The sequence below is a fragment of the Alcanivorax sp. HI0044 genome, assembly GCF_001634945.1.
The window spans coordinates 1-23,899 of sequence record NZ_LWEZ01001151.1 but is presented as its reverse complement, the minus strand read 5'-3'; the positions used below and the strand labels follow the sequence as shown (position 1 = coordinate 23,899).

The 23,899-nt window shown below is 58.7% G+C and carries 25 protein-coding genes; 14 read left to right on the top strand and 11 right to left on the bottom strand.

What is annotated here, in order from left to right; all coding sequences use genetic code 11:
* The coding region (locus A3730_RS14770; protein ID WP_304439502.1) for an OmpW family protein at positions 1–342 on the bottom strand (342 nt) is incomplete at its 3' end.
* A 352-nt stretch (positions 343–694) separates the two neighbouring features.
* Here A3730_RS14770 and A3730_RS14765 point away from each other — a divergent pair.
* A complete protein-coding gene (locus tag A3730_RS14765; RefSeq protein ID WP_063538325.1) occupies positions 695–1,696 on the top strand; it encodes a hypothetical protein in 1,002 nt (333 codons plus the stop codon).
* Between the two features lie 134 nt (positions 1,697–1,830).
* Here the strand turns inward: A3730_RS14765 and A3730_RS14760 are convergent, their stop codons facing one another.
* Complete coding sequence (locus tag A3730_RS14760; protein ID WP_063538323.1) at positions 1,831–3,297, bottom strand: PhoH family protein; 1,467 nt, start codon at positions 3,295–3,297, stop codon at positions 1,831–1,833.
* A 390-nt stretch (positions 3,298–3,687) separates the two neighbouring features.
* On the opposite strand from A3730_RS14760, the gene A3730_RS14755 reads away from it, so the two are divergent.
* Positions 3,688–4,149: an isoprenylcysteine carboxylmethyltransferase family protein gene (locus tag A3730_RS14755; protein WP_231880549.1), complete on the top strand. Its 462-nt coding sequence runs from the start codon at positions 3,688–3,690 to the stop codon at positions 4,147–4,149.
* On the opposite strand, the gene A3730_RS14750 is transcribed toward A3730_RS14755, so the two are convergent.
* A complete protein-coding gene (locus A3730_RS14750; protein ID WP_063519289.1) occupies positions 4,049–4,789 on the bottom strand; it encodes a YiiX/YebB-like N1pC/P60 family cysteine hydrolase in 741 nt (246 codons plus the stop codon). The two genes, A3730_RS14755 and A3730_RS14750, sit on opposite strands and share 101 nt — an antisense overlap.
* A 226-nt stretch (positions 4,790–5,015) precedes the next feature.
* Between A3730_RS14750 and A3730_RS14745 the strand changes: the two genes are divergently transcribed.
* The 3 genes from A3730_RS14745 (at position 5,016) to A3730_RS14735 (ending at position 7,623) form a co-directional block, all read left to right on the top strand.
* Positions 5,016–6,059, top strand: a complete 1,044-nt coding sequence (locus A3730_RS14745) for a M14 family zinc carboxypeptidase (RefSeq protein WP_082872391.1) — start codon at positions 5,016–5,018, stop codon at positions 6,057–6,059.
* A 177-nt stretch (positions 6,060–6,236) separates the two neighbouring features.
* Positions 6,237–6,701: a hypothetical protein gene (locus A3730_RS14740; RefSeq protein WP_063519288.1), complete on the top strand. Its 465-nt coding sequence runs from the start codon at positions 6,237–6,239 to the stop codon at positions 6,699–6,701.
* Positions 6,702–6,918: 217 nt separating this feature from the next.
* Positions 6,919–7,623, top strand: coding sequence for a TorF family putative porin (locus tag A3730_RS14735; RefSeq protein ID WP_063519287.1), 705 nt, complete (start codon positions 6,919–6,921; stop codon positions 7,621–7,623).
* A 157-nt stretch (positions 7,624–7,780) separates the two neighbouring features.
* Here the strand turns inward: A3730_RS14735 and A3730_RS14730 are convergent, their stop codons facing one another.
* The 5 genes from A3730_RS14730 to A3730_RS14710 form a co-directional block, all read right to left on the bottom strand.
* Positions 7,781–8,719, bottom strand: a complete 939-nt coding sequence (locus A3730_RS14730; RefSeq protein ID WP_063519286.1) for an endonuclease/exonuclease/phosphatase family protein — start codon at positions 8,717–8,719, stop codon at positions 7,781–7,783.
* Between the two features lie 247 nt (positions 8,720–8,966).
* Complete coding sequence (locus A3730_RS14725; RefSeq protein ID WP_063519285.1) at positions 8,967–9,374, bottom strand: hypothetical protein; 408 nt, start codon at positions 9,372–9,374, stop codon at positions 8,967–8,969.
* A gap of 12 nt (positions 9,375–9,386) precedes the next feature.
* Complete coding sequence (locus tag A3730_RS14720; protein ID WP_063519284.1) at positions 9,387–10,622, bottom strand: hypothetical protein; 1,236 nt, start codon at positions 10,620–10,622, stop codon at positions 9,387–9,389.
* A gap of 83 nt (positions 10,623–10,705) precedes the next feature.
* On the bottom strand, positions 10,706–11,161 hold the full coding sequence (locus A3730_RS14715; RefSeq protein WP_063519283.1) for a copper chaperone PCu(A)C: 456 nt from the start codon (positions 11,159–11,161) through the stop codon (positions 10,706–10,708).
* Entirely contained in the window at positions 11,142–11,714 is a 573-nt protein-coding gene (locus A3730_RS14710) for an SCO family protein (protein WP_063519291.1), read from the bottom strand. Before A3730_RS14710 ends, A3730_RS14715 begins: the two co-directional genes overlap by 20 nt.
* A gap of 80 nt (positions 11,715–11,794) precedes the next feature.
* On the opposite strand from A3730_RS14710, the gene miaB reads away from it, so the two are divergent.
* The 5 genes from miaB (at position 11,795) to A3730_RS14685 (ending at position 17,065) form a co-directional block, all read left to right on the top strand.
* Positions 11,795–13,132 (top strand): tRNA (N6-isopentenyl adenosine(37)-C2)-methylthiotransferase MiaB, encoded by a 1,338-nt coding sequence (gene miaB, locus A3730_RS14705; RefSeq protein ID WP_063519282.1) that lies wholly within the window; start codon positions 11,795–11,797, stop codon positions 13,130–13,132.
* 130 nt (positions 13,133–13,262) lie between these two features.
* Positions 13,263–14,264 carry a thiosulfate ABC transporter substrate-binding protein CysP gene (gene cysP / locus A3730_RS14700; RefSeq protein WP_063519281.1) on the top strand — a complete coding sequence of 334 codons (1,002 nt, stop codon included), beginning with the start codon at positions 13,263–13,265 and terminating at the stop codon, positions 14,262–14,264.
* A gap of 25 nt (positions 14,265–14,289) precedes the next feature.
* The gene (cysT, locus tag A3730_RS14695; RefSeq protein ID WP_063519290.1) at positions 14,290–15,117 is read left to right on the top strand and encodes a sulfate ABC transporter permease subunit CysT; all 828 of its coding nucleotides are present in this window, start codon (positions 14,290–14,292) and stop codon (positions 15,115–15,117) included.
* 2 nt (positions 15,118–15,119) lie between these two features.
* Positions 15,120–15,974, top strand: a complete 855-nt coding sequence (gene cysW / locus A3730_RS14690; protein ID WP_063537217.1) for a sulfate ABC transporter permease subunit CysW — start codon at positions 15,120–15,122, stop codon at positions 15,972–15,974.
* Positions 15,971–17,065: a sulfate/molybdate ABC transporter ATP-binding protein gene (locus A3730_RS14685; RefSeq protein ID WP_063518998.1), complete on the top strand. Its 1,095-nt coding sequence runs from the start codon at positions 15,971–15,973 to the stop codon at positions 17,063–17,065. The genes cysW and A3730_RS14685 overlap by 4 nt, the downstream gene beginning before the upstream one ends.
* Before the next feature lie 14 nt (positions 17,066–17,079).
* Here A3730_RS14685 and A3730_RS14680 read toward each other — a convergent pair whose 3' ends face one another.
* From A3730_RS14680 to A3730_RS14670, 3 genes are all read right to left on the bottom strand, one after another.
* Positions 17,080–17,757 (bottom strand): anti-sigma factor domain-containing protein, encoded by a 678-nt coding sequence (locus tag A3730_RS14680; protein ID WP_063518997.1) that lies wholly within the window; start codon positions 17,755–17,757, stop codon positions 17,080–17,082.
* Positions 17,754–18,308, bottom strand: a complete 555-nt coding sequence (locus A3730_RS14675; RefSeq protein WP_063518999.1) for an RNA polymerase sigma factor — start codon at positions 18,306–18,308, stop codon at positions 17,754–17,756. The genes A3730_RS14680 and A3730_RS14675 overlap by 4 nt, the downstream gene beginning before the upstream one ends.
* A gap of 81 nt (positions 18,309–18,389) precedes the next feature.
* Positions 18,390–20,390 (bottom strand): hypothetical protein, encoded by a 2,001-nt coding sequence (locus A3730_RS14670; protein WP_063518996.1) that lies wholly within the window; start codon positions 20,388–20,390, stop codon positions 18,390–18,392.
* A gap of 298 nt (positions 20,391–20,688) precedes the next feature.
* Between A3730_RS14670 and A3730_RS14665 the strand changes: the two genes are divergently transcribed.
* From A3730_RS14665 to A3730_RS14650, 4 genes are all read left to right on the top strand, one after another.
* Entirely contained in the window at positions 20,689–21,693 is a 1,005-nt protein-coding gene (locus A3730_RS14665) for a PhoH family protein (RefSeq protein ID WP_063518995.1), read from the top strand.
* On the top strand, positions 21,665–22,192 hold the full coding sequence (ybeY, locus tag A3730_RS14660; protein ID WP_063518809.1) for an rRNA maturation RNase YbeY: 528 nt from the start codon (positions 21,665–21,667) through the stop codon (positions 22,190–22,192). Before A3730_RS14665 ends, ybeY begins: the two co-directional genes overlap by 29 nt.
* Entirely contained in the window at positions 22,192–23,079 is an 888-nt protein-coding gene (locus A3730_RS14655) for an HlyC/CorC family transporter (protein ID WP_063518994.1), read from the top strand. Before ybeY ends, A3730_RS14655 begins: the two co-directional genes overlap by 1 nt.
* A partial coding sequence (locus A3730_RS14650) for a rhomboid family intramembrane serine protease (RefSeq protein WP_156501214.1) occupies positions 23,045–23,899 on the top strand: 855 nt, incomplete at its 3' end. The genes A3730_RS14655 and A3730_RS14650, both read left to right, overlap by 35 nt.

Genomic DNA, 23,899 nt, shown 5'->3' with positions numbered 1-23,899 from the left:
CGTCGGTGGCAAATGGCTGGTTTCGCCAATCACAACCCCGTCGCCACCGGTATCCAGAACAATGTCATGGGTAAACGGCGTCGCCCCGACCAGTTCAACACCAATGTTGTCTGTCACCATGTAAGCGAACGTCAGCCCCAGCTGGGTATCATCGTCCACATCGACCTCTAGCCCGCCAACCGCTGGCAATGCCGGATCGAACGCATCACTGCTAACATCAGGGACAACCTTGATGCCCCCCATGCGTACAATGAAATCACCGGATTCATGTGCCATCGCAGGCCCGGCCAACAATACTGATGACAACATCAGCACACTTTTTCCCTGTCCGCGCAGTTTCATACTCTTCCCCTCTGTTAACAAAACCCGGAGTGAGTCCCCTCACAGGCCATCACGGCACCATTGAACGCCACACTCGGGTGTCAAGCATTGCGCTGCATCAATAAAGCATCAGGCTCCCGCCCAGCTGCCTGCCAAATGCTGTCGCAATACTTCACGGGCCCGCCCCCACCCGTAACGTTTGCACTAGCGCCCCTGGCAACAGTCTTCCCGGTTACATACAGTGTCGTACGAATGCCGCAATATGGTTGTCAGAGCGGTGGGCTCCGCCGCGAAACAGAAACCTGCGTGATATACACCAGGCCCAGGATCATTCCTAATATTCAGAACCGAATAACAATGAGGTTGTATCACCATGCCCTCCGACGCACTGATTAGCGCACTGCGCGATGCCCACAAGGCACATCTGACCCAACAGCTGCAGGCCCCGGAACATTGGCAGGGCCTCATGGCCCAGGCGGGCGACCTGCTTATCGACATTCCGCTCGGCAACCTGGTAGATCAGGACAGCCTTGTACAGGTCGTGGATCAGTGGCTACAGGAAGCGCTCAGTGCCCGCGGATTGCAGGACGTCATACGCGACGTGAGTCTTGCCGTATGGGAAGCCGCAGAACAGGATGACGCCACCATTGGTGAGCTACTTCGTGAAGAACACTTCGAGGCCATTCTTGAGCAGGTCCTGAAACTGCAAAGCCTGCGGGAAAAAGCCATTCACGCGGCCATGAACCATCCACTGGTCAGCGAAATGGTCAGCGAAATGCTTTATACCGGCATCAAGAATTTCCTGCTGGAAGAAAATGCACTGGCGAAACTGCCCGGTGTTAGCAGCATGATGAAGATGGGCCGCAAAAGCATGGTCGGCAAAGCCATGGGCGGCATGGAGGAATCCATTCGCACCTACCTGCAGAAGAATATTCGCGTCACCCTGAAAACCGGTGAGCAATGGCTGAACAAGCAATTAACCAACGAGCGAATTCAACAACTGGCGCGTGATGGCTACCGCCGCGCTGCCCCGCTTAAACCCGCGAATTACATGAAGATGGTACCTGAAGGCGCCGTGGCGGAAGTGGTGGCGCAAAGCTGCGCGATCACCGATGAAAGTGCCCGCCTGGCCTACACACGCCGCCTGGTTAGCGTAGGTATCCATGCGGCCGTGGCATCGCTGATGGATAAACCGCTGAAAACCGTCCTTGAGGGCATGCAGATCAGCGAAGAGCGGATCCGCGAGTTCGCCACGCCGGCCTTGGCACAGGGCGCCACTGTTCTGGTTGAACAAGGCGTACTGGAACCCTTCATCGAATGGGTATTGGACGATTTCTATCAGTCCGAGGCGTGTAAAAAGATAATTGACAGTTGATAGTTGACAGCTACGCGAGAAAGACAGACTTGATTTGAAACCTAAGAGGCCGCGCCCAAACCATGGGCGCGGCCTTTTTGTTTCCGAAGGAACACAACACAACCGCGAGGGGTTTAGCTGTTAACTATCAACTGCTAGAGAAACGACTCCGCATACTCCGCCAGCTTGGACCTGGGCACCCCGTTCAGCTGCACCGAGCCACCATGCTCGAACCGTTTGAATCGTTCGGTCATGTAGGTCAACCCGGAACTGGTTGGCGACAGGTAGGGCGTATCGATTTGCGCCAGGTTGCCCAGGCATACCACCTTGGAACCTTCCCCGGCCCGGGTAATGATCGCCTTCATCTGGTGAGGTGTCAGGTTCTGGCTTTCATCGATCAGGATCAGGGATTTCTGGAAACTGCGCCCGCGGATGTAGTTCATTGCCTTGAACTGAATGTTGGCCCGCTCTTTCACATATTGAATGCTCCCGGACGGGTTTTCATCGTTCAGGTGCAGTGCCTCAATGTTGTCATTGATCGCTCCCAGCCACGGGTCCATTTTTTCCTCTTCCGTGCCTGGCAGAAAGCCATGATCTTCCGCCAGTGGTGGTGTGGAGCGGGTGGCAATAATCTTGTTGAAGCTCTTTTGCTCCACAGTCATTTCAATGGCCGCTGCCAGGGCCAGAATGGTTTTCCCTGACCCGGCCGCCCCGGTCAGGGTGACGATGTGCACATCCGGGTCCAACAACATCTGCAGGGCAAGGGCCTGCTGAATGTTCATCGGTTTCAGTCCCCAGGCCTCTTGCTCCATCAGACTATCCGCCTTGTAATGGCGGAGTGTCACCACACCGTTATCCACCGTCATCACCCGGCCAACAAAGCCTTGTTCATCGATGATGTACTGATTGGGATAGACCTCTTCACCCAGAATTTCACTGACCAACAGCCCGTGTGACAGATGATGCAGGGTGTCCACGCCCACCTGCTCGGTTTCCACCTGGGTGACCTGATCCCAGAACGAGCCAGGCACTTCAAAATAGCCCCGGGTCAGCTGCTTGATGTCCGACACCAGTTGGTCGTTGTGATAATCCTCCGACTCGATACCACAGGCCCGCGCCTTGAGGCGCATGTTGATATCCTTGGTTACCAGAATATAGCGGCGATCCGGAAACTGGCTCTTCATGGCAACCACATCATTGATAATGCGGTTGTCATTCAGGTCATTGGGCAGCGGCGCAGAGGCTTTGTTCTGCTCTGCCATCAGGACTGTCAGCGTGCCCTGGGGCGCGTTGTCGCCACCGCGGGGAATCGGGATCCCTTCTTCCACCTGCTGCGGAGTCGCACTGCCCAACACCTTGTCGATCTGCCGAATCGCGGCTCGGCAATCCGCCGCCGTATGCGATTTTCCGCTCTTGAGCTTGTCCAGTTCTTCCAGCACCGTCATCGGGATCACTACCCGGTGTTCCTCGAAATTGAGTAATGAATTGGGATCGTGGATCAACACATTGGTATCAATGACGTAGGTTTTTTTCTGGTCTTCTTCGAGGGTTGAGCTGTCGTTCTGGCTGGCGCTTGCGTGGTTAATGGAAAGGGTGTGGAGTCTGGCCGCGCGCTCTTCCATGCGTATCCCCTGTGCAGGTTATTACGGTACGGTTGATTCGTTTTGGCGGCTGTAGCTTGGACGTCAGATCTGGACTGCGAGAGTGACGCCTGCGCCTTGCCGCCACGGTTTAAGCCCTTTGGCGGTTCAGTTGCATTAAGCTGTTTCAGCTTTTGATCGCGATCACTCCCACAAAGGCGGGATTGGAATTACCATAACCCAGCTTTTCACAAACGATCAATAGTCCATTGCGCAATCTTTTTGTCTCCTTGCGTTCATCGTGGGTAACGCTGTCGTGGGTGTTGCCGGCCAGACCTTCGTTTCAGCCGGATATTTTCTGTGATAAAAGCGGGCTGACCCGGATACAATTGAAACCTGAATCAACGCCGGCCAACGCAAAAAGGAGACTCCATGTCGCTTGAACATCCCCAGGTCATGATGCCGCCACCCGCCCTGTTCCTGGGTGGACTGCTGATGGGGTATGGGCTGGACCGTGCGCTGTCCCTTCCGGCGGTACACTTCCCGGGCCAGCAGTGGGTCACACTGGTGCTTGTGCTTGTGGGTATCGGGCTTGCCGCCAGCGCAGTGATTCAGCTGCGCCGGGCCAGCACCACACTGATGCCCCACCGGGCAGCCAACACTCTGCTCACCGGCGGCGTGTTTTCGCTCAGCCGCAACCCGATCTACCTGGGCTTTGCCTGCCTGCACCTGGCCATGGCCCTGGCTCAGCACAGCACCGGCATGCTGGTGATGTGGGTGCCTGTCATCTGGGTTATCCAGCAACATGTGATTGCGGCGGAAGAAACGTTTCATGCCCAGCAGTTCGGTGAGCAATGGCAGGCATATCGGAAAAAAGTTCGGCGCTGGCTGTAAAGTTACCGCCATCCTCATGGCTCAGTTCGTCCAAGGGCAGTGCCGACTTTAACCACTCCACAGGCCCCAGCTTGCCATGCTGAAGGCGCATATGCCGCGAACCAAAATGACCAGGCACCAGGGTGCTTGGCCGTATATCCAGCGGTAGCCAGCCAAGGCGGCGATAGAGTTCAGCCACCAGCTCGGAACAAAACCAGCCTCTCTGGTCCGGCCGACGGGTAAACCCGGTGAGCACGTCCAGCGCATTACAAAGCACATAATTTTTGTAGGGCCGATGCAGAAGTCGACGCGCCATGCGCGCCACCATCCGGCGCTGACGCTCGGAGAGGTCCGGGCCGTGCCGGCGACGCACTGCTACGGCCCCCGGGTAATCCCGGATTTTTCTGTGCAATGGAACAAGCGCAACACCGGCAACCGGGTGCCCCAGGGTCACATCCGGAGACTCACTAAGCGTAGTGGACTCCAGCACCAGCGGTTCCGGCTGGCCGGGCAGGTGGAGCACCATGCCAATGTGACTCCAGGGGCTGCGGGTGAACACCCGGATTACATCACTGGTAAAACCCCGACCGGAGAACAGCAGCAGGTCACCGGTGCGCAAGGTATCAACAGAATCGTGAGGCTGAATGTCTGGCTTGGCCACAGTCGCCCTTCCGTTGTGATGACATCCGGACGAAGCATTCCGCCCGCCAGGTGATGAAACATCCTGTCCTTCACGCTAGAAACCCGCCATGACAGTCTGCTGACAGCACGATCACACTTTGGTGAAAGGAAAAAGAGAGCCCAGGCTTCCGTCTTGTGGCTTCTGTCGTCACATTTCTGTTACCCAGTGCCGTTAAGGTAAGCGTCACTGTGGATGAAAGTGACCTATGGAAGAAAAGCTCTACCTGCTGCAACGCCACCTGCCGGAACTGCTGGAACTGGATGCATTAATCCGTCACGGGGAACGGCATTTGCGTGTCAACACCGTGCATCAGGTACCCATGGGGGAATTGACCCTGCCCGTTCATGTCATCGAGCTGGGAAGCCGCTCCCCCAACGCACCGGTGGTGGGTTTCTTCGGCGGAGTCCACGGCGTGGAACGGATCGGCAGCCAGGTGCTGATGTCCTGGCTGCACAGCCTGATCCATCGACTGCAATGGGATGACCAGCTTCACCGGCGACTGGAAAAAGTCCGCCTGGTGTTCATGCCCATGATCAACCCTGGCGGAATCTGGCGCCGCACCCGCAGTAACCCCAATGGCGTGGACCTGATGCGCAACGCTCCGGTGGACGCCATGGGCAAAGTCCCTTTTCTGGTAGGCGGTCATCGCATCAGCAGGCATTTACCCTGGTATCGGGGAAAAAGCGGCGAGCCCATGGAGCCCGAGGCCCAGGCGGTGATCCGCACCGTGCGAGAGAAGCTGTTTTGCTCACCGTTCTCCATGAGCCTGGATTGCCACAGCGGCTTTGGCCGCCGTGACCGGGTCTGGTGCTGCTACGCTCGCAGCCACCGGCCCATTCCACATATCGCCGAGGTATACCGGCTCAAACAGGTCTTTGAGCAGACCTATCCGAATCACCATCCCTATCTGATCGAACCCCAGTCGATTAACTACACTACCCACGGGGATCTCTGGGATTACCTGTACGACGACGCCCAGGAACAACAGCCGGATCACACCTTTCTGCCCTTCACCCTGGAAATGGGATCCTGGCTCTGGGTGCGCAAGAACCCGCGCCAGATGCTGGATTTCTTCGGTTACTTCAACCCGATGATCAGCCACCGCCACCACCGGGTGCTGCGCCAACATTTGCCCTTCTTCGAGTTCCTCACCGCCATGGCCAGCAATGCCGGCAATTGGTTGCCCACCCCGAAGGAAAAGCAACGCCTCACCCGCCAAGCCATTGAGCACTGGTTTAGGGCCTCTTAACACTACCGAGATGACACCTGATGCTTTGCGTGCGTCGCGCTAGTTGGCCCCAGCCTTGCATTGACCCGGGCATGCCCGGTGCCCAAAATTGGATCACTTTGACTCAAGGCACCGCCGAATCACGCTCTGCTTGCTCTGCATTGCCTTATACTGAGCACAACCCAACAGGAATTTTCTATGAAATACCTCGTGACTGCCTGTGCATTCTTGCTGGCCGGCTGCCAACACCTGAACTATCAACCCCCCAGCGGTGACGATACCGCCACCGTCACCTTCACTGGCAACAGTATTTCTGCCCAGCCAATGGTGTGTGTCCCCGGAAAAGGCTTCAAATCCACAGAATATGCCCTGACAAGCAGTGGCAGCGAGGCGCTGGGCGATCTGCGCGAAGCCCTCAAGAAAAGCCCGCAAGTCACTACCACCGTCACCGCAGGGGAGCCCACCCGAATCGGCGTAGCCTTCAATCGCCCGGGCAATAACCATAGCCGCGATCGCTGTCAGGTTGCCCTGCTGTTCACGCCTACTGCCAACAGCAAATACAACGCCCATTTTGTTTACGAAAATGATCAGTGCGGGCTGTCGCTGCAAGACACGGCTGGCGGCTCAGCCGATGCGGTTCTGACCGATTGGGAATGCCCATAACTGCCGCACCAAAGCGGTGCCGAGCACCATTATCGTGCACCGCTTTCCTTTCTCCCCCTGCACGAACCTCCAAACACCCCACCTAAAACAAGCTAAATTATTGTTATAAAAAGAATAACAATAATTGGCACAGTCTCTGCAGTAACCCTGATGAGCCGAATTGGCGGTGCGTCACCTGCGCACACTGAACGAATTAGACTTGTTAAGAGGGTTGCACATGAAAAACGTATTTGGTCTGAAGAAAACCGTTCTGGCGGCATCAGTGATTGCTGCCAGCCTGGCCCCTGCCATTGCTGCGGCGGAAGTCAGCGGCACCCTGGGTGCATCCAGCCAGTACCTGTGGCGTGGTCAGCAGTTGACTGACGGCGCAGCGGTATACGGCAGTGTGGATTACGCCCACGCTTCCGGCCTGTACGCAGGCGCTTGGGCATCCTCTGAAACCGACGACACCGAGTATGACCTGTACGCGGGTTTTGGTGGCGAAGCCGGCGGCTTCAGCTATGACATCAGCTACATCGATTACAACTACACCTCCGGCGGCACCGGTGCCACTGATCCGGCTTCCAGTGCTGACTTCGAAGAAGTGCATGTGGGTGCAGGCTTTGCCGGCTTCAGCGCCGATGCCTTCATCGGGGTTGGCGAAGTAGGCCACGGCGACAACGCCGTAGACAACAAGGACAACTACTTCGCACTGGGCTACGGCTACGACAAATACGGTATTAGTGCAGGTTACTACGACTTCGATGGCGATCCGGAAGTCGATGGCACCCTGGCAGATTACACCCACGTGGATCTGAGCTACGCCGTCACCGACCAGTTCACCTTTACTGCGTCCAAAATCGTAGATCAGGAAGATGTTGCCGGCGAAGAGACCTGGGATGACGACGTCGTAATGAGCGTTTCCTACGAGTTCGCCCTGTAAGGCACAAGATCAAACACGCTCCTTCGGGCGACTGCGGTCGCCCACTGTTTACGCCGCAGGGCTCTCCCTGGTCCTCGCAAGCACGCAAGCAACCCTGCGGCGCTTTTTTCATTGACGCTACATGCCTCACGCTTCACGCAACACCCCTCACTTTTCTTTATCTCTTAATTGAAAAATACACCACCAGTGCATCATGGTCTGAAATTGGGGCCACCCCCTGGCTGCCATAGAGACTATCGTAACGACCCGCATTGCCACGACTCACCGCAACCTTGCTGACAGTGGTTTTCAATCCAGGTGACACCCAGATATGGTCCAGCGCTTGCGGCCGACAACGGTGGCGGAAACTGTAGCGCTCCTTTTCAGGCAAGAACGACCAAAGATTCAGCAAGCCCGATTGTTCAAACCGTTCATAGCTGTCAGAGAAACGACCTGCGTCCCGGGTCGTGTTGAAATCCCCCGCCACGATCAATGGCGAGGTCTGCATCGTTACCCAGTTGGCCAACAAGGCCGCCTGAGTCTGCCTTTTTTCATGAACCCAGGTTTTCTTCAAATTCCGCGCGCTGCGCCAATGCACCACCACGACCTTCGCAGCAAGCGGCGCTTCAAGAGTAACCACCAACGGGGGGCGTGAGTACAACGCATGACCATGGAATTGCTGGTCTGAAAAAAGAGCGCTCACCGACCCAATGTTAACCGGTGAGCGATACATTATTGCCACGTCCAAACCCGAAGGATCATTACCCTCACGCAGCGCTGAACGATACCGGTAACCACGCTGCGCCAACCGCTCCGCCAGCCGATCCAGCACTGCCTGGTTTTCCACTTCCTGGAGTGCCAGAACATGCGGCGCCTTCAGGTCTTCCACAATAAATTCCGCGACGGCATTCACCCGTGCCTTCAGCAACGCAGACGACACAGGGACATCCAGCTCGCTGTTCTTGTGGTCATCGCGCAGGCGCCACAGATTCAGGGTGGCCAGTGCCCATGTCTGGTCAGACGCTGCAGGCACACCACGGGCAGGCGCAAGCTGGGCACAATCGGCGGGCACCAACAGCGGAAAAATAGTGAGGACAATCAGAATGAGTAAACGCATGCAGGCAGTGTATGCGCGCCATCCTATGTGTAACAGAGGCGTACGAATAAACGCTTGTAGGTCGCATTAGCCCGAAGGGCGTAATCCGACATCATTTTTCTGCGGGAACGAAACGTAGCGGAACAACAGCCCCATCCCCACCAGACGCTACACTAACGTAAGGACAGGTACGCACCGGCACCGCAGAGCACCCACTCTAATCAACGGCCAAAAAAAACCCGCCGGAGAGGCGGGTTAAACAACACAGTCAGGGTCGATATACCACTTTTAATTGTGGCGTGACCTCTGTTTCGTCCACGTACCCGATGAAATTTCGATTACTGCCAATCAGCATTACCATCTCGCGATTGCTGGACACTTCCCGGGGCGGCATGCCACGGCCGGTGAAAATCATCCTGGCCCAATAACTTTTCATCTGCTCTGCGCTTTTGCCCAACACTTGCTGATAAAAGCTGGTGCGCTCAGTGCTTTTGGCTGGCAGATCCAGAGGTTTCAAGGCGACCCCGGACGCGCGGCGAGTCAAACCATTAAACAACTGGCGAACTTCGTCCTGGGTCAGCACGGTCAATTCGCTGCTGGCGGAAACCACTACAACCGGCTCGGCGTGCAGCGTGGCCGACAGCGTCAGGAGCAATGAAATTATCCATTTCTTCATTATCATTCTCCCTTAAAAGACCAGATCGGCGCTGAGACGCACAATGGTGGCATGATCATCTTCCATCTCTGCCCCCGGGTCGGTGACAAAGAACCCCGTGGTAGAAACCTCATCATCGGAGAAGTCGTAGTAGTAACTGAACTCCCCTTTCAGGGCGATGGAATCGGTGAGCGAGTAACGTAATCCCGCCGTCCAGCTTTTCTGCTGCTCGGCCAGGCCATCATTGATCGGGCCAGGCAAAGAGGAATCCAGATCACGGGGGTCCACTTCTGCCCAAGTCAGCAGCGGCATCCATTTGCCCAGGTACTTGCCCACACTCACATAGCCGCTTTGACTGCTGGGGTACCAGTTACCAAAGTCCAGCCGCGCTACCTCAGCAGACATGAACCAGCTGCCGTCATCATATTGCAGGCCCAGACCGGCGAAGTAGGTGTACACCTCGTCAAAGGACAACCCCAACGCGGTGGCAGGAATCAGCGCATCCAGATCATCCTGGCCCACGGACACATCCGCTGCGGTGTATGCCGCCCGCACGGTCCAGTCACGCCAGCGGCTGGTCAGATTCATACCGGCAAGATCGTCAGCCTGGTATTGCGCATTGTTGGTACGCGGCCCGCCATCCACAGTGCTGGAGCCCCAGAAGCCACTAAGCCGATGGCTGACCGGGCCGGTATTGAACCCCCAGGTCGCTTCCAGTGCTTCCATGGTTTTGATGGGCGCCAGCTGATACACCTCGGAAGGCAACGACACCCAGGGATAGGCATAACCCACATCCACATACTGTGAATGCAGATAGAACGGCGCCACAATACGCCCCGCCTTGACGCTGACGCTCTCGGTAACGTCGTAGTCCAGGTAGGCCCATTGCACTTCCGCATTGAAATCATCGGCCCCGGAGGCAAACAGCTGAACCACCGCCTCGGCCTTGTCGGTGAGCTGGGCGTTAAACTGCACGCCGGCACGGGTAAGGGAATCATGACTCCACTTATCACCGGAGCCATCGATGTAGCTGCCGTCCTCACCCAAGGTGGTGTCCGCCTCGGCACGGCTCATGCCGGCGGAGAGGAATCCATTGATACGCAGCCGCTCGGGCTGTGTCAGGCTGCTTTCAACCTGTTGCTGTTCCAGCTTTTCAAGGCGCTGCTGATACTCACGCAGCGTCTGCTCTACATCGCTATCAGCAGCACCAGCCCATAACGGGACAGCACCCAGCGACGCGCCGAGCAAGACGGACAATACCTTTCTCATAGTCTCCCCACAGACACTTCGTCTTTTTCATTAAAGTTTTACTACGACGAAAGAATGGCATTATCCGTAATTACGGTCGGGATTCAAGACTCCTCTGGCGCCTCGCGGCGCACCGGCAACGCCGAACACAGTGCGTCCCCTTCAGCCTGCAACAAGCAAACCGTGACCGACTCCCCGGGCTGCGGGACACGTTGCAGCTTCATCAGCATCAAATGGTCCCCTCCAGGTGTCAGGGAGAAAGAATCCCCCGGCGCCAGCATGATGTGGTGCAAGTGCCCCATCTTGCGCGTCCCGTCATCCAGGGTTGTCATGCTGTGCAGCATGGTATGGCCCGCAATATCACTGCGTGCCCCGGTAATTTTTACGCTGGTGTCCCCGTTGTTGGTTACGGTGAGGTACCCGGCCATGGTCGGCGATACCGGCGGCACCGCTCGCAGCCAGCCACCGGAAATACTCACGTCGGCGTTAGCGACGCCCGCACCCAGGGCCGCCGCCAGGGCCGCCGCCTGACATGCCGTTTTACAAAAGCGATTCAACATCCGCTACCACCTCATCAACTTTGAAATCCGCCGGATACAGCTTGCGCACCCGCGCCTGGTCATCCAGCAGGTAAATGTAATCACTATGGGTAAACAGGTACCCCTGCTCGTCAGCCTCCTTATCCTTGATAAAGACCACACCGTACTGCTTGGCGACCTCGCGAATTTGTTCCAGGCTACCGGTCAGGCCAATCATGTCCGCCTTGAACCAGGGCAGGTATTCCTTCAGGTGGGCCGCCGTATCGCGCTCGGGATCGAACGTAATGAACACCGGTTGTAACTGATCGGCCACCCCCTCTTCTTCCAAATGGCGATAAACCTGCGCCACCTGGGCCAATACCGCCGGGCAGATATCCGGGCAATGGGTGTAACCAAAGAACAGGATTGACACCTGGCCCTTCAATTTTTCCGCCTGAAAAGGCTCGCCATTCTGGTCTGTCAGGGTGAAATCACCCCCCAGCCTCGTATTCACTGGCAGGTCGCTTTCCTGCTTGCCACACCCGGCCAGCACCAACGCTGCCAGCAATGGCAGCACATACAGCAGTTTTCGCATGAATTCTCCGGTTCGCAGTTTGCAGCAGTCAGCGGTATAATCCGCGCCCATTTTCACTCTATTTGACGGTTAGGCAACCCATGGCACGTAAGCTGTTTATCCAGACCCACGGCTGCCAGATGAACGAGTACGACTCCACTCGCATGGTGGACCTGCTCGAATCCAGCCACGGCCTGGAGCCCACCGACAACCCGGAAGAAGCGGATGTGCTGCTTCTCAACACCTGTTCTATCCGGGAAAAAGCCCAGGAAAAGGTCTTCCACCAGCTGGGCCGCTGGAAAAAGCTGAAAGACGCCAAACCCGACATGATTATCGGCGTGGGCGGCTGTGTGGCCAGCCAGGAAGGCGATGCCATCCGCGACCGTGCACCCTATGTGGACGTGGTATTTGGTCCTCAAACCCTGCACCGCCTGCCCGGCCTGATTACCCAGGCCGCCAGCACCCGCGAGCTGGCCATTGATGTGACCTTCCCGGAAATCGAAAAGTTCGACAACCTTCCGGAACCCAGCGTAGACGGCCCCTCCGCTTTCGTTTCCATCATGGAGGGCTGCTCCAAGTACTGTACGTTCTGCGTGGTGCCCTACACCCGCGGCGAAGAAGTCAGCCGTCCGGTTCAGCCCGTGCTCAGTGAAATCCAGCACCTGGCGGACATGGGTGTGCGTGAGGTCAACCTGCTGGGCCAGAACGTGAACGCCTACCAGGGCGTGGGCGCCGATGGCGATACCCTGGATCTGGCCGACCTGATCCGCCTGATCCGTGACATCGACGGCATCGACCGCATTCGCTACACCACCAGCCATCCGGTGGAGTTTTCCGATGCGCTGATTCAGGTGTACGAAGACGTGCCGGAACTGGTCAGCCACCTGCACCTGCCGGTGCAATCCGGCTCCGACCGCATTCTCGCCATGATGAAGCGCAACCACATGGTGCTCGAATACAAGAGCAAGCTGCGCAAGCTCAAGCGCATTCGTCCGGACATTTCCTTCAGCTCGGATTTCATCATCGGCTTCCCCGGCGAAACCGACCGGGACTTCGAAGACACCATGGACCTGATCCATGATATCGGCTTCGACATGTCCTTCAGCTTCATCTACAGCGCCCGCCCCGGCACCCCGGCGGCGGACCTGCCCGACGATGTGGACGTGGACGTGAAGAAGCAGCGCCTGGCGATTCTCCAGCAGCGCATCAACCAGAACGCCCAGGACATCTCCCGCAAAATGGTGGGCAGCACCCAGCGCATTCTGGTGGATGGTTTCTCCAAGAAGGACCCGGGCCAGCTCAAGGGCCGCACGGAAAACAACCGGGTGGTGAACTTCCAGTGCGACGACACCGACCTGATCGGCAAGTTCGTGGATGTGACCATTGCCCAGGCGTACAGCAATTCCCTGCTGGGCAGCGATCCGCGCAACCCGGGCTAGCCCGGGCCTTGCCGGGCTCATATCGTTATAGCGATTCGTTCCACCCGAACAGCTTTTAATTAGCGTCTGGTTATATAGACTTGAACCTCATTCGTGTTGACCAACGCCGATCTATTTGTGAGGACAAACCATGCGTGTGTGGATTTCCGCTCTGCTGCTGGCCATCGCCGGCGCCGCCAGTGCCCAGCAGACCCTGCTGAACAGCTCCTACGATATCGCCCGTGAACTGTTTGCCGCCGTGAACCCGAAATTCCAGGCCCACTGGCAGGAAATGGCCGGCGAAGACGTCACCATCCAGCAGTCCCACTCCGGTTCCTCCAAACAGGCCCGCGCCATCCTGCAGGGCCTGAAAGCCGATGTGGTGACCTTTAACCAGGTCACCGACGTCAACGTGCTGCACGACAAGGGCAACCTGATCCCGGCGAACTGGAACACCCGCCTACCCAACAACTCCAGCCCCTACTACTCCACCACCGCATTCCTGGTGCGCAAGGGCAACCCGAAAAACATTCAGGGCTGGGCCGACCTGGCGAAAGACGACGTCAGTGTGGTGTTCCCCAACCCGAAGACCTCCGGCAACGGCCGCTACACCTACCTGGCTGCCTGGATGGCCACCAGTGATCGCCTGGACGGGGATGAAGAAAAGATCCGCGATTACATGGCCCAGTTTCTCGCCAACGTGGCGGTATTCGATTCCGGTGGGCGCGCGGCCACCGTCACCTTTGCCGAGCGTGAAATCGGCGACGTGCTGATCAGCTTCGAGTCGGAGGTGAACAACATCCGCAAGCAGTACGGCAGCGACGACTACGACGTGGTAGTGCCGAAAACCTCCGTGCTGGCCGAATTCCCGGTTACCGTGGTGGACAAGGTGGTGGACCAGAAAGGCACCCGTAAAGTCGCCACTGAATACTTGAACTTCCTCTACAGTGAAGACATTCAGCGGCTGCTGGCCGGCTTCAACTACCGGGTGCATAACGACACCGTGGTAAAGGAAACCGCCGACCAGTTCCCCCCGGTGAAACTGCTGGAAGTGGCAGACTATTTCGGCTCCTGGGCGGACGCCCAGAAGACCCACTTTGCGTCTGGTGGCGAGCTGGATCGCTTGCAAGCCAAGGCCCGGAGCCTGCGCTAAACCGCGCCAACAGACAGTGCCCCTACTGCGAACCCAACATTCCGTTTTACCCGGCTTCACGCTCAGCTTCGCGCTGAGCGTGTTGTTTATCTGTCTGGTGATTCTGGTGCCTCTGTCCGGACTTGCCATCCATGTTTCACAGATGAGCTGGGCCCAGTACTGGGGTGTGATTACCGACCCCCGCTCACTGGCCAGCTTCCGCGTGACCCTGCTGGCCGCCGCCGGCGCCAGCGGCATCAACGCCGTGGTCGGCCTGCTGTTGGCCTGGGTGATTACCCGCTACCGCTTCCCCGGCCGGCGCCTGATGGATGCGCTGGTGGACCTGCCGTTCGCCCTGCCCACCGCCGTGGCCGGGCTGACGCTGTCGGCCCTGTTTGCCGCCAACGGCTGGCTGGGGCAATGGTTTGAAGCGGTGGGAATCAGTGTCGCCTACACGCCTCTGGGCATCATGATCGCCATGAGTTTCACCAGCCTGCCCTTCGTGGTGCGGGCCGTGCAGCCGGTGCTCGAAGACCTGACGCCCGACGTGGAAGAAGCCGCCGCCACCCTGGGCGCCACGCCCATGGCCACCTTTACGCGGGTGATCCTCGCGCAGCTGATGCCAGCCCTGCTCACCGGCACTGCCCTGGCCTTTACCCGCAGTCTGGGGGAATACGGTGCGGTGATTTTCATCGCCGGCAATATGCCCTTCGAAACCGAAATCCTGTCGCTGCTGGTCAACATCCGCCTGGATGAATTCGACTACGCCGCCGCCAGCGCGCTGGCCTCGGTGATCCTGGTCGCTTCACTGGTGCTGCTCTTCGGCATCCAGCTGGTGCAGTCCCGTCTGACCCGTCGCTGGAAGGGGCACTGACCATGCATGAACGCCCCCGCCACTGGCATCAGTGGCTTCTTGTCATCGCAGCGTTTGCTGCGGTCGCCATCTTGCTGGTGATGCCACTGGCGCTGATTTTCACCGAAGCCTTCAGCCAGGGCTGGGCCATGGTGCAACAGAATCTGACCAACCCGGACATGCTCGGCGCCATCAAGCTGACCCTGATCGTCGCGTTAATCACCGTGCCAGTGAACTTGCTGTTCGGCATTCTGCTGGCCTGGTGCGTTACCCGTTACGAGTTCCGCGGCCGCAAACTGCTCAGCACCCTTATCGACATCCCCTTCGCCATGAGCCCGGTGGTCGCCGGGCTGTGTTATCTGGTGGTGTACGGGGCCCAGAGCGTGGTGGGTAACTGGTTCAGCGGCATGGGCGTGCAGCTCATGTTCGCCCTGCCCGGCATGGTCATGGTCACCGTTTTTGTTACCTGCCCCTATGTGGCACGGGTGCTGATTCCGTTAATGGAGTCCCAGGGCCAGCACGAAGAAGAAGCAGCCATCATTCTTGGCGCCTCCGGCTGGCAGGCTTTCTGGTATGTCACCCTGCCGAAAATCCGCTGGGCGCTGCTGTACGGGGTGGTACTCACCAACGCCCGGGCGGTGGGTGAATTCGGTGCGGTGAGCGTGGTCTCCGGCCTGATTCGCGGGCAGACCCTGACCCTGCCCTTGCTGGTGCAGATGTGGAATCAGGACTACAACACCGTGGGCGCCTTTACCGCGGCCGGCCTGCTGGCCGCCATGGCGCTGGTTACCCTGCTGCTGAAAACCGTGCTGGAATGGGCCACACAGCACAACACGGACAATGCCACTGAACAGAAAACCGAACAGGACACTCCATGAGCATTCGTGTCGAACAGATTCAAAAGCGTTTCGGCGATTTCACCGCGCTGGACGACATCAATCTGGATGTTCAGGAAGGCCAGCTGGTCGGCCTGCTCGGCCCCTCCGGTTCCGGCAAGACCACCCTGCTGCGCATCATCGCCGGGCTGGAAAAAGCCGACCAAGGCAAGGTGCTGTTCCACGGCAAGGACGTCACCAACCTGGACGTACGCAAGCGCAAAGTCGGCTTTGTGTTTCAGCAATATGCCCTGTTCCGCCACCTGACCGTGGCCGACAACGTGGCTTTTGGCCTGCGTATGCTGCCACGCAAGGAACGCCCCTCACGTGGCGACATTCGCCAACGGGTGAATGAACTGCTGGATCTGGTCCAGCTTGGCCACCTGGCCGGCCGCTACCCGGCCCAATTATCCGGCGGGCAGAAACAGCGCGTGGCCCTGGCCCGGGCACTGGCCCTGAAACCGGACGTGTTGTTGCTGGACGAACCCTTTGGGGCGCTGGATGCGAAAGTGCGCAAGGAGCTGCGCCGCTGGCTGCGTCATCTGCACGAACAAATTTCTGTCACCAGTATCTTCGTGACCCACGACCAGGAAGAAGCCATGGAAGTGTCGGACCAGGTGGTGGTGATGAGCCAGGGCCGCATCGAACAAATGGCCTCACCGCTCACCGTCTACGAGCAACCGGCCAGCCGCTTCGTGTTCGATTTCCTGGGGCACATCAATGCTCTGAAGGGGCACTACGACGGGCGCAGCTGGCAAGCAGGCAACGCGCAACTGCGCCTCACCACCGAAGGCGCCTGCCCGGATGGTGAACTCACCCTTTACCTGCGCCCCCACGAGGCGGACCTGAGCAAAACCCCCAGTGACAGCGCCAACCTGCCCGTCAAACTGGGCGCACGCAGCGTGTTTGGCGGCACGGTAACACTGGAACTGGAAGCGCTGGGCTGGCCGGCGGAGGTGATGGAAGTGGAACTGAGCCGGGACGCCTGGCAAGCGCTGGATGCACAACCGGGAGATACTCTGTTTGTGCATCCGCGCCAGCTACAGACCGTCACCTGTGACGGCAATCTGGGCCCCCGGGTTACACCTGCCTGATCGGTCGTCGACGACTACAGGGCCACAGCCCGCCCAATATACAGCACCGGGCCCGTTGGCCGGTCGCCAGGGGAGCCACCCGGCGGCTCAAGGGTCAGCTCAAACAGCTGTCCACTTTGTACCCCGCCAACCTGCGAAGCGGGAATCACCATCGGCTGACTCGGCTCCACCAACCCCAGCGACCGGGGCCCTCTGCCCGGGTCCTTCAGGGTCCAGAACTGCACACTGTGCTGGGCCGAGTAACGGTTTTCCACCAGTGGTTTCAGCTGCAAATCACCCGCGTTGGAGACGGTGATCTGCCACCCCGGCGACGACGCTTCGCCGGGAGCCTGCAGCACCACCGTGTACGCCGGGGCGTCCTGGCGCAGTGGACCAAGTAACAAGGCCACCACCACCAGTAACGAGGCGGTCATGGTCCGCCACAAGCCGGGACTCTGCCATGCCAGCTGCCACCATGGCCGGGCCAGCCCTGCCCGGCGAGCCACCCTGCGCCATAGCCGTGGCGGCAATGGTGCCGGCTCCAGCAGTTCCGTTGCCCCCAACCAGTGCTCCTGCCATTGGCTGGCCATTCGCGAGGCTTCAGCATCCCGATCCAGCCAGGCAGCAATTTCCTGCTGGCGCTGCGCATCATGCAAACCCAGCACGTACTCGGCTATCAGCAAATGCTGTCCTTGCCGGTCATCAGGGATCATAGCTGCAAACACGCCTGCAAGGTTTTCAGACCGGAACGGATACGGCTCTTGATGGTGCCAAGCGGCACCGACAGGGAGTCGGCAATCTGCTCATAGGAAAGCCCCATATAATACGCCATGAGAATGGGACGGCGACGCTCCACCCTTAATGTTTTAAGGCACTCAATCATGATTTTTCGATCACTTCCCGCCAGGTAACATTGCTCCGGGGACAAGCCCGGGTCCGGCCAATCCTGGTCCGGAAAATCACCCGCCGGATAACGGGAGTCTCGCCGATGCTGATTCAGCAAACGATAACGAAGCACCGCGTAAAGCCAGGAACGGGCACTCCCCCGTTCACGGCGAAAACGATTGGCGTTCTTCCAAACCTGGACAAAAGTATCCTGCAACGCATCCTCCGCTGATGCTGACTCACCGGTAAAGCGCCGGGCGAACGCCAACATGCGTGGCGCCTCGTTCAGGTAAAGCTGGTGGAATGCCTGTCGATCGCCACTGGCACAAGCCAGCATCAGGGCATTGCCAACCTCAAGATCTGGAGGGGTATCATCCATGAACACGTTTCCCAAAAGGGTGGTGGAAGCTTGATCCTCCACCACCCCACGAGAAGACTGTGTCAAGACGGCAGTGCTGACTTACTCCGGTGAGCGCGCCAGATCTTCACTGATCAGTGACACAGATTCCGGTGCCGACTGCATCCAGCTCAGCGACGGAGCCACATCGCCACCTGCGGAGTCCAGAATGTTATCGAAACGCAGCACCATACCTTGTGACTTTTCCGCCACATACAGGTGCTCGCCATCGAAAGCGATGTCCACCGGGTTACCCAACTGGGTGGCCCCGACCGCACTGTTGTCCTCGTCATCAATGCGTACCGACACATCGGTTACCCCGTCTGCCGTAGATGCGTCATTGAGCACATACAGCTTGCCATCAGTGGGGTTCGCGCCGCTGCCCACATCCGAGAGAATCAGCTGATCGGTTTCGGCCACATGGACGATGCCGTGCAGGTTGGTCGGCGCGCTAAATGCCACCCCACCCTCAGCCGGGGTAATCACCCGGTCCGCACCGCCACCGCCACGCTCGGTACTGTAGTCATCAAATACCGCCACGGTGCCATCGGTAAGCGCCACAAAGAGACGATCTTCCTCCGGGTCATAGTCAAGATCCCAGGGCGCCACACTCAGCATGGTGCTGAACAACGGTGGCACATCGCCACCGGCCTGGGCGCCGAACACCCGCACCGCCGGGCTGCCATTATCCGTCACCAGAACCCAGCCAAGCTGATCGGCCACATCAAAGCCCTTGGGTGAAGACAACCCGGTGCTTGCGCCTTCGATCACTCGATCCCGACTGGCACTGAACATCTCTCCGTCACGACCGGTGGCCAGGCGGTTGATCACGGCAAGCCCGGTGTCATAGGAAATATAGGCATCACCCATCTGATTGAAAGCCAGACTTTCCCGGTCCAGTCCCGTGGTGAAACCGCGCTGCATGGCGCCCAGATCCAGATCCAGCACCACCACATCCGGATCGCCGGGCAGCGCCGGGGCATTACTGGTCACCGCCACCCCGGTAAAGTCGGTGCCGGTCTCATCAATGTCTGAGAGGTCTACCACCGGCTCCTGCTCAACCACCAGCGCCAGGGATTCCGGTTTGAGGCTGTCGACCACTTCATCCGGGGCCACATCACCGGAACTGCCCGACAGCACATCGTTGTAGACCAGGACGGCATCATTGGACTTTTCTGCGATGTAAGCCTTGTTGCCATCCAGCACCAAGTCCACCGGGTTACCCATCAGGGTCGCAGGCCCGGCCAGAGAACGGGACGGCGTCACACTGCCATTCGCCGTAGACGCATTACCGATCACATACAGACGCCCATCATCAGCCACGGCAGCATCACCCACATCGGTGATCACCAGAGTGTCGCTATCCGACTGGTAAGCGATACCGTGAATATTCGATACCGGGCCAGCAGAATCCGGGGTAATGGTACGGGAAGGCGTCGTCATGAAGCCGCCATCAACATAATCGTCCACCACCAACACGGTGCCATTGGTCATCGCCAGGAAGAGTCGGTCAGACGCTTCATCATAGGCCAGATCCCAGGCGTTGCCGGGCAGAGCCGTGCTGGCCAGTGGCACGGCATTCTCACCAGCAGCAGAGCCAAACACTTCCACGCTGTTGCCGCCCACATTGGCAGCCATCACCAGCCCGGCCTCATGGGCAATGGCGATCCCTTTCAGTGTCATGGACCCATTGGCCGGAAAAACCCGATCCAGGGTCGGTACTGCAGAGGCGTTATTATTCCGCTCCACGATCCTGTGCAGGGTTTGCAGGCTGCTCGGGCTGCCGCCACTGTCATTAGCCGCGTACAGATTCCCCAGCAGATCCAGGGCAATGCCTTCGTTGGCATCTGCATTGAAGGTTTGCTGCACGTTCAGACGAGCATCCAGCAGATCAACCTCCCCGGCGTTACCGCTACCGTTATGCATCACCAGCAGCTGGTTTCCCTCGCCCAGGCCTGGCCCGGGGACCAGGGAACGACGATCATCGTCTCCCCCACAACCAGCCAGCGCCACCGCCATGGCCAGCGGTGAAAGCCAAATAAAACCTTTGCCATTCGCATTCATGCCTTCTCTCCTTGATGGATATCCATTCCGGCCAGCAGGCCGGGTGGGCAGGACCCTGAGTCCTGCTTCCATTACCCGCAGAAGAAACCGGCGGATGTAACAGGAGGTAATGTTTTAGGTGATATGGGTAAGGCGCTTGTGGGAACCACAAACCACCGGTTGTCCGACAGGGACAAATCCTGCCTTGCTGGCAGGCCCCGGAATCGCTAGCCTGCAACGGTAATTTCGCTTCCCCGGAGCCTGGCTTCGGGGTATTCTGAAAGCCACCATAACAGCCCGAAGGGCCACCTTTTCCATCTTGGACACACCACTCGTTTCACAGCACATCAGCCTCGAACCCAACGATTCCCGTCGACTGGCCAGCCTCTGTGGCCGCCTGGATGAGCACGTCAAGCAGATCGCGCAGCGCCTGCACGTGGAAATCCTCAATCGCGGCAACCAGTTTCACCTGGCCGGAGACGCCGACGCCGTGGATGCGGCCGGGGCCATTCTCAGTGAACTCTACGACCAGACCCGCGACGGCACCGAGCTGACCCCGGAAATGGTGCACCTGCACCTGCAACAGTCCAACGTGGCTGACCAGGCCGGTAACGCCCGCGCAGACAACACCGTGCCGTTTCCCGGCGAGGACGTACTGATCCGTACCAAACGGGTACGCATCAAGCCCCGCGGCGCGCACCAGCGCGAATACGTCAAACAGATCCGCAAACACGACATCAATTTCGGCGTGGGCCCGGCGGGTACCGGCAAGACCTGGCTGGCCGTAGCCTGCGCCGTGGATGCCCTGGAAAAAGCCGAGGTGCAACGCATTCTGCTGGTGCGCCCGGCGGTGGAAGCCGGTGAAAAACTGGGTTTTCTGCCCGGCGACCTGGCGGAAAAAATCGATCCCTATCTGCGCCCGCTTTACGATGCTCTCTACGAGATGATCGGCTTTGAAAAAGTGGCCAAGCTGATGGACAGAATGGTCATCGAAGTGGCGCCGCTGGCGTACATGCGCGGGCGCACCCTGAACAACAGTTTCGTGATTCTGGATGAAGCCCAGAACACCACCCCGGAACAGATGAAAATGTTCCTTACCCGGATCGGCTTTGGTACGCGCGCGGTCATTACCGGCGACGTAACCCAGGTGGATTTGCCCCGCCATCAACGCTCCGGCCTGGTCAACACGCTGGAAGTGCTGGACGGAGTCAAAGGTATCGGGGTGACCCGGTTCGATAGCCGCGACGTGGTTCGCCACCCGCTGGTTCAACGCATTGTAGAGGCCTACGACCGTCATGAGCGGGATACCGACACCGACCGTTGATATCCAGTGGGCCAGCGACGCCCCGGACGCCCCCGACGAACCCCATTTATGTGAATGGGTACGCCATGCGGCCATTGCCGCAGGAGGTGTGGTGGGCGACATTACCCTGCGCATCGTGGATGAAGACGAGATTCGCACCCTCAACCGTGACTACCGCGACAAGGACGCTCCCACCAATGTGCTGTCCTTTCCTTTTGACATGCCCGAGGGGCTGCCGGAAGGCGCGGTAGAACCGCTATTGGGAGACATCGTTATCTGCGACGCGGTGGTACGGCGCGAAGCCAGCGAACAGCACAAACCGCTGGATGCCCACTGGGCGCACATGGTCACCCACGGTGTGCTGCACCTGCTGGGTTATGATCATATTGACGATGACGATGCCCTCGTCATGGAAACCCTGGAAATCCGCGCCCTCGGTGAGCAAGGCTTTCCTGATCCTTACAGTCCTGTGCAGGAAGACAGCCAGGCGCAACCTGAAAACACGGAGTTTAATCCCTGATGTCGGACGATTTTTCGGATAACGGTACCAGCCGAAGTTGGTTGGAGCGTGTCGGCCAGTTTTTCTCACCCACTCCGGGCGACCGGAGCGAATTACTGGAACTGATGCGCTCCATGCGCGACACCCACATCATCGACGGCGACACCCTGGGCATCATCGAAGGCGCCATCTGCGTGGCAGACATGCAGGTGCGTGAAATCATGATTCCCCGCTCGCAAATGGTCAGCATCAAGGCCAGCTCCGACCCAAGGGATTTTTTGCCCACCATTATCGACTGCGCCCACTCCCGCTTCCCGGTACTGGGCGACGACCCGGATGAAGTCATCGGCATCCTGCTCGCCAAGGATCTGCTACCGTTAATCCTTGATCCCGCCCGTATGGAGCGTTTTGCGATCAAAGATCACATCCGTTCGGCTATGGTAGTGCCAGAATCAAAACGTCTGGATTCGCTGCTGCGTGAATTTCGTATCAGCCGCAACCACATGGCCATCGTGGTAAACGAGTACGGCGGCGTGGCCGGGCTGGTTACCATTGAAGATGTGCTGGAACAGATCGTCGGCGAAATCGAAGACGAACACGATATCGAAGAAGACGACTACCTGATCAAGGATCTGGATAACAACGAATACACCGTCAAGGCGCTGACACCCATCGACGACTTCAACGAACACTTCCATTGCCACCTCAGCGATGAAGAGTTCGACACCATCGGGGGACTGGTGATGCAGAAGTTTGGACGCCTGCCAGGCCGTGATGAAAGCATCACCCTGGAAGGCTTCCGTGTCACCGTGCTCAGTGCTGACGGCCGTACAATACGACTGTTACGGGTGACACCGCCGGGGGATAACAACAATGACGAAACCGACCACGGCGCAGACAGCGACTGACCAGGCGGCACCTGCCTGGCGCACCCCCCCCTGGGTAATGGCGGTGCTGGCCATTACCCTGCTCGCCGGCCAGTTCTTCAATAACGGCAACGCCGTCCAGCCCGTTCTTGGCTGGTACCAGAACGGCGGCCTGAAAACCCTGGAATGGGACAACTACCTCTCCTGGCTTCGCTTCAACAATCAAAGCGACCTGTCACAACGGCTGGAACAAAACGCAGGCATGGACGCCCACGTCTACGGCGCCGCCCTGTTCGCCGACGACTTCGTGACCGACAGCAAACGCCGCGCCCGGGATTTCTGGTCGTCCGCCGAGATCGAACAATGGAACCGCCTGCGCGAGCAGATTCCCGCACAAGTGGCTGCCAGCAATCTGTACCGCTGGGGCCTGCCGGACAGCTCGCCGCGCCCGGCCCGTTTCTTTACCGCACCGTTCACCGGCGGTTCGCTCTGGTTGAGCCTGGCGACCCTATTGCTGCTGGCACCGCTGGCCCCCACTCTGGAGCGCCGCCTTGGCCATGGCCGGGTATTCGCCCTGTGGATACTCGGCTGCCTGCTCAGTGGCTTTGGCTACCTGTTGCTGGCGAGCCCGGGGCAGATTCCGTTCCACGGTGCCACGGCACCACTGCTGGTCTGGTTCGGCGCTTTCTTTGGCCTGCAACGCAGCACCCTGCAACTGCCCCTCTGGCACCCCAAACACAGGCAGTGGCAACGCTTGCCGGTATCCCCCTACACCTTGCTGCCCCTGCCCGTGGCGGTCATGGCAGCGTTGGCTCTGTTCAGCACCCCGTTGCTCGCCAATCTCAGTGCGGGCATCGCCGCC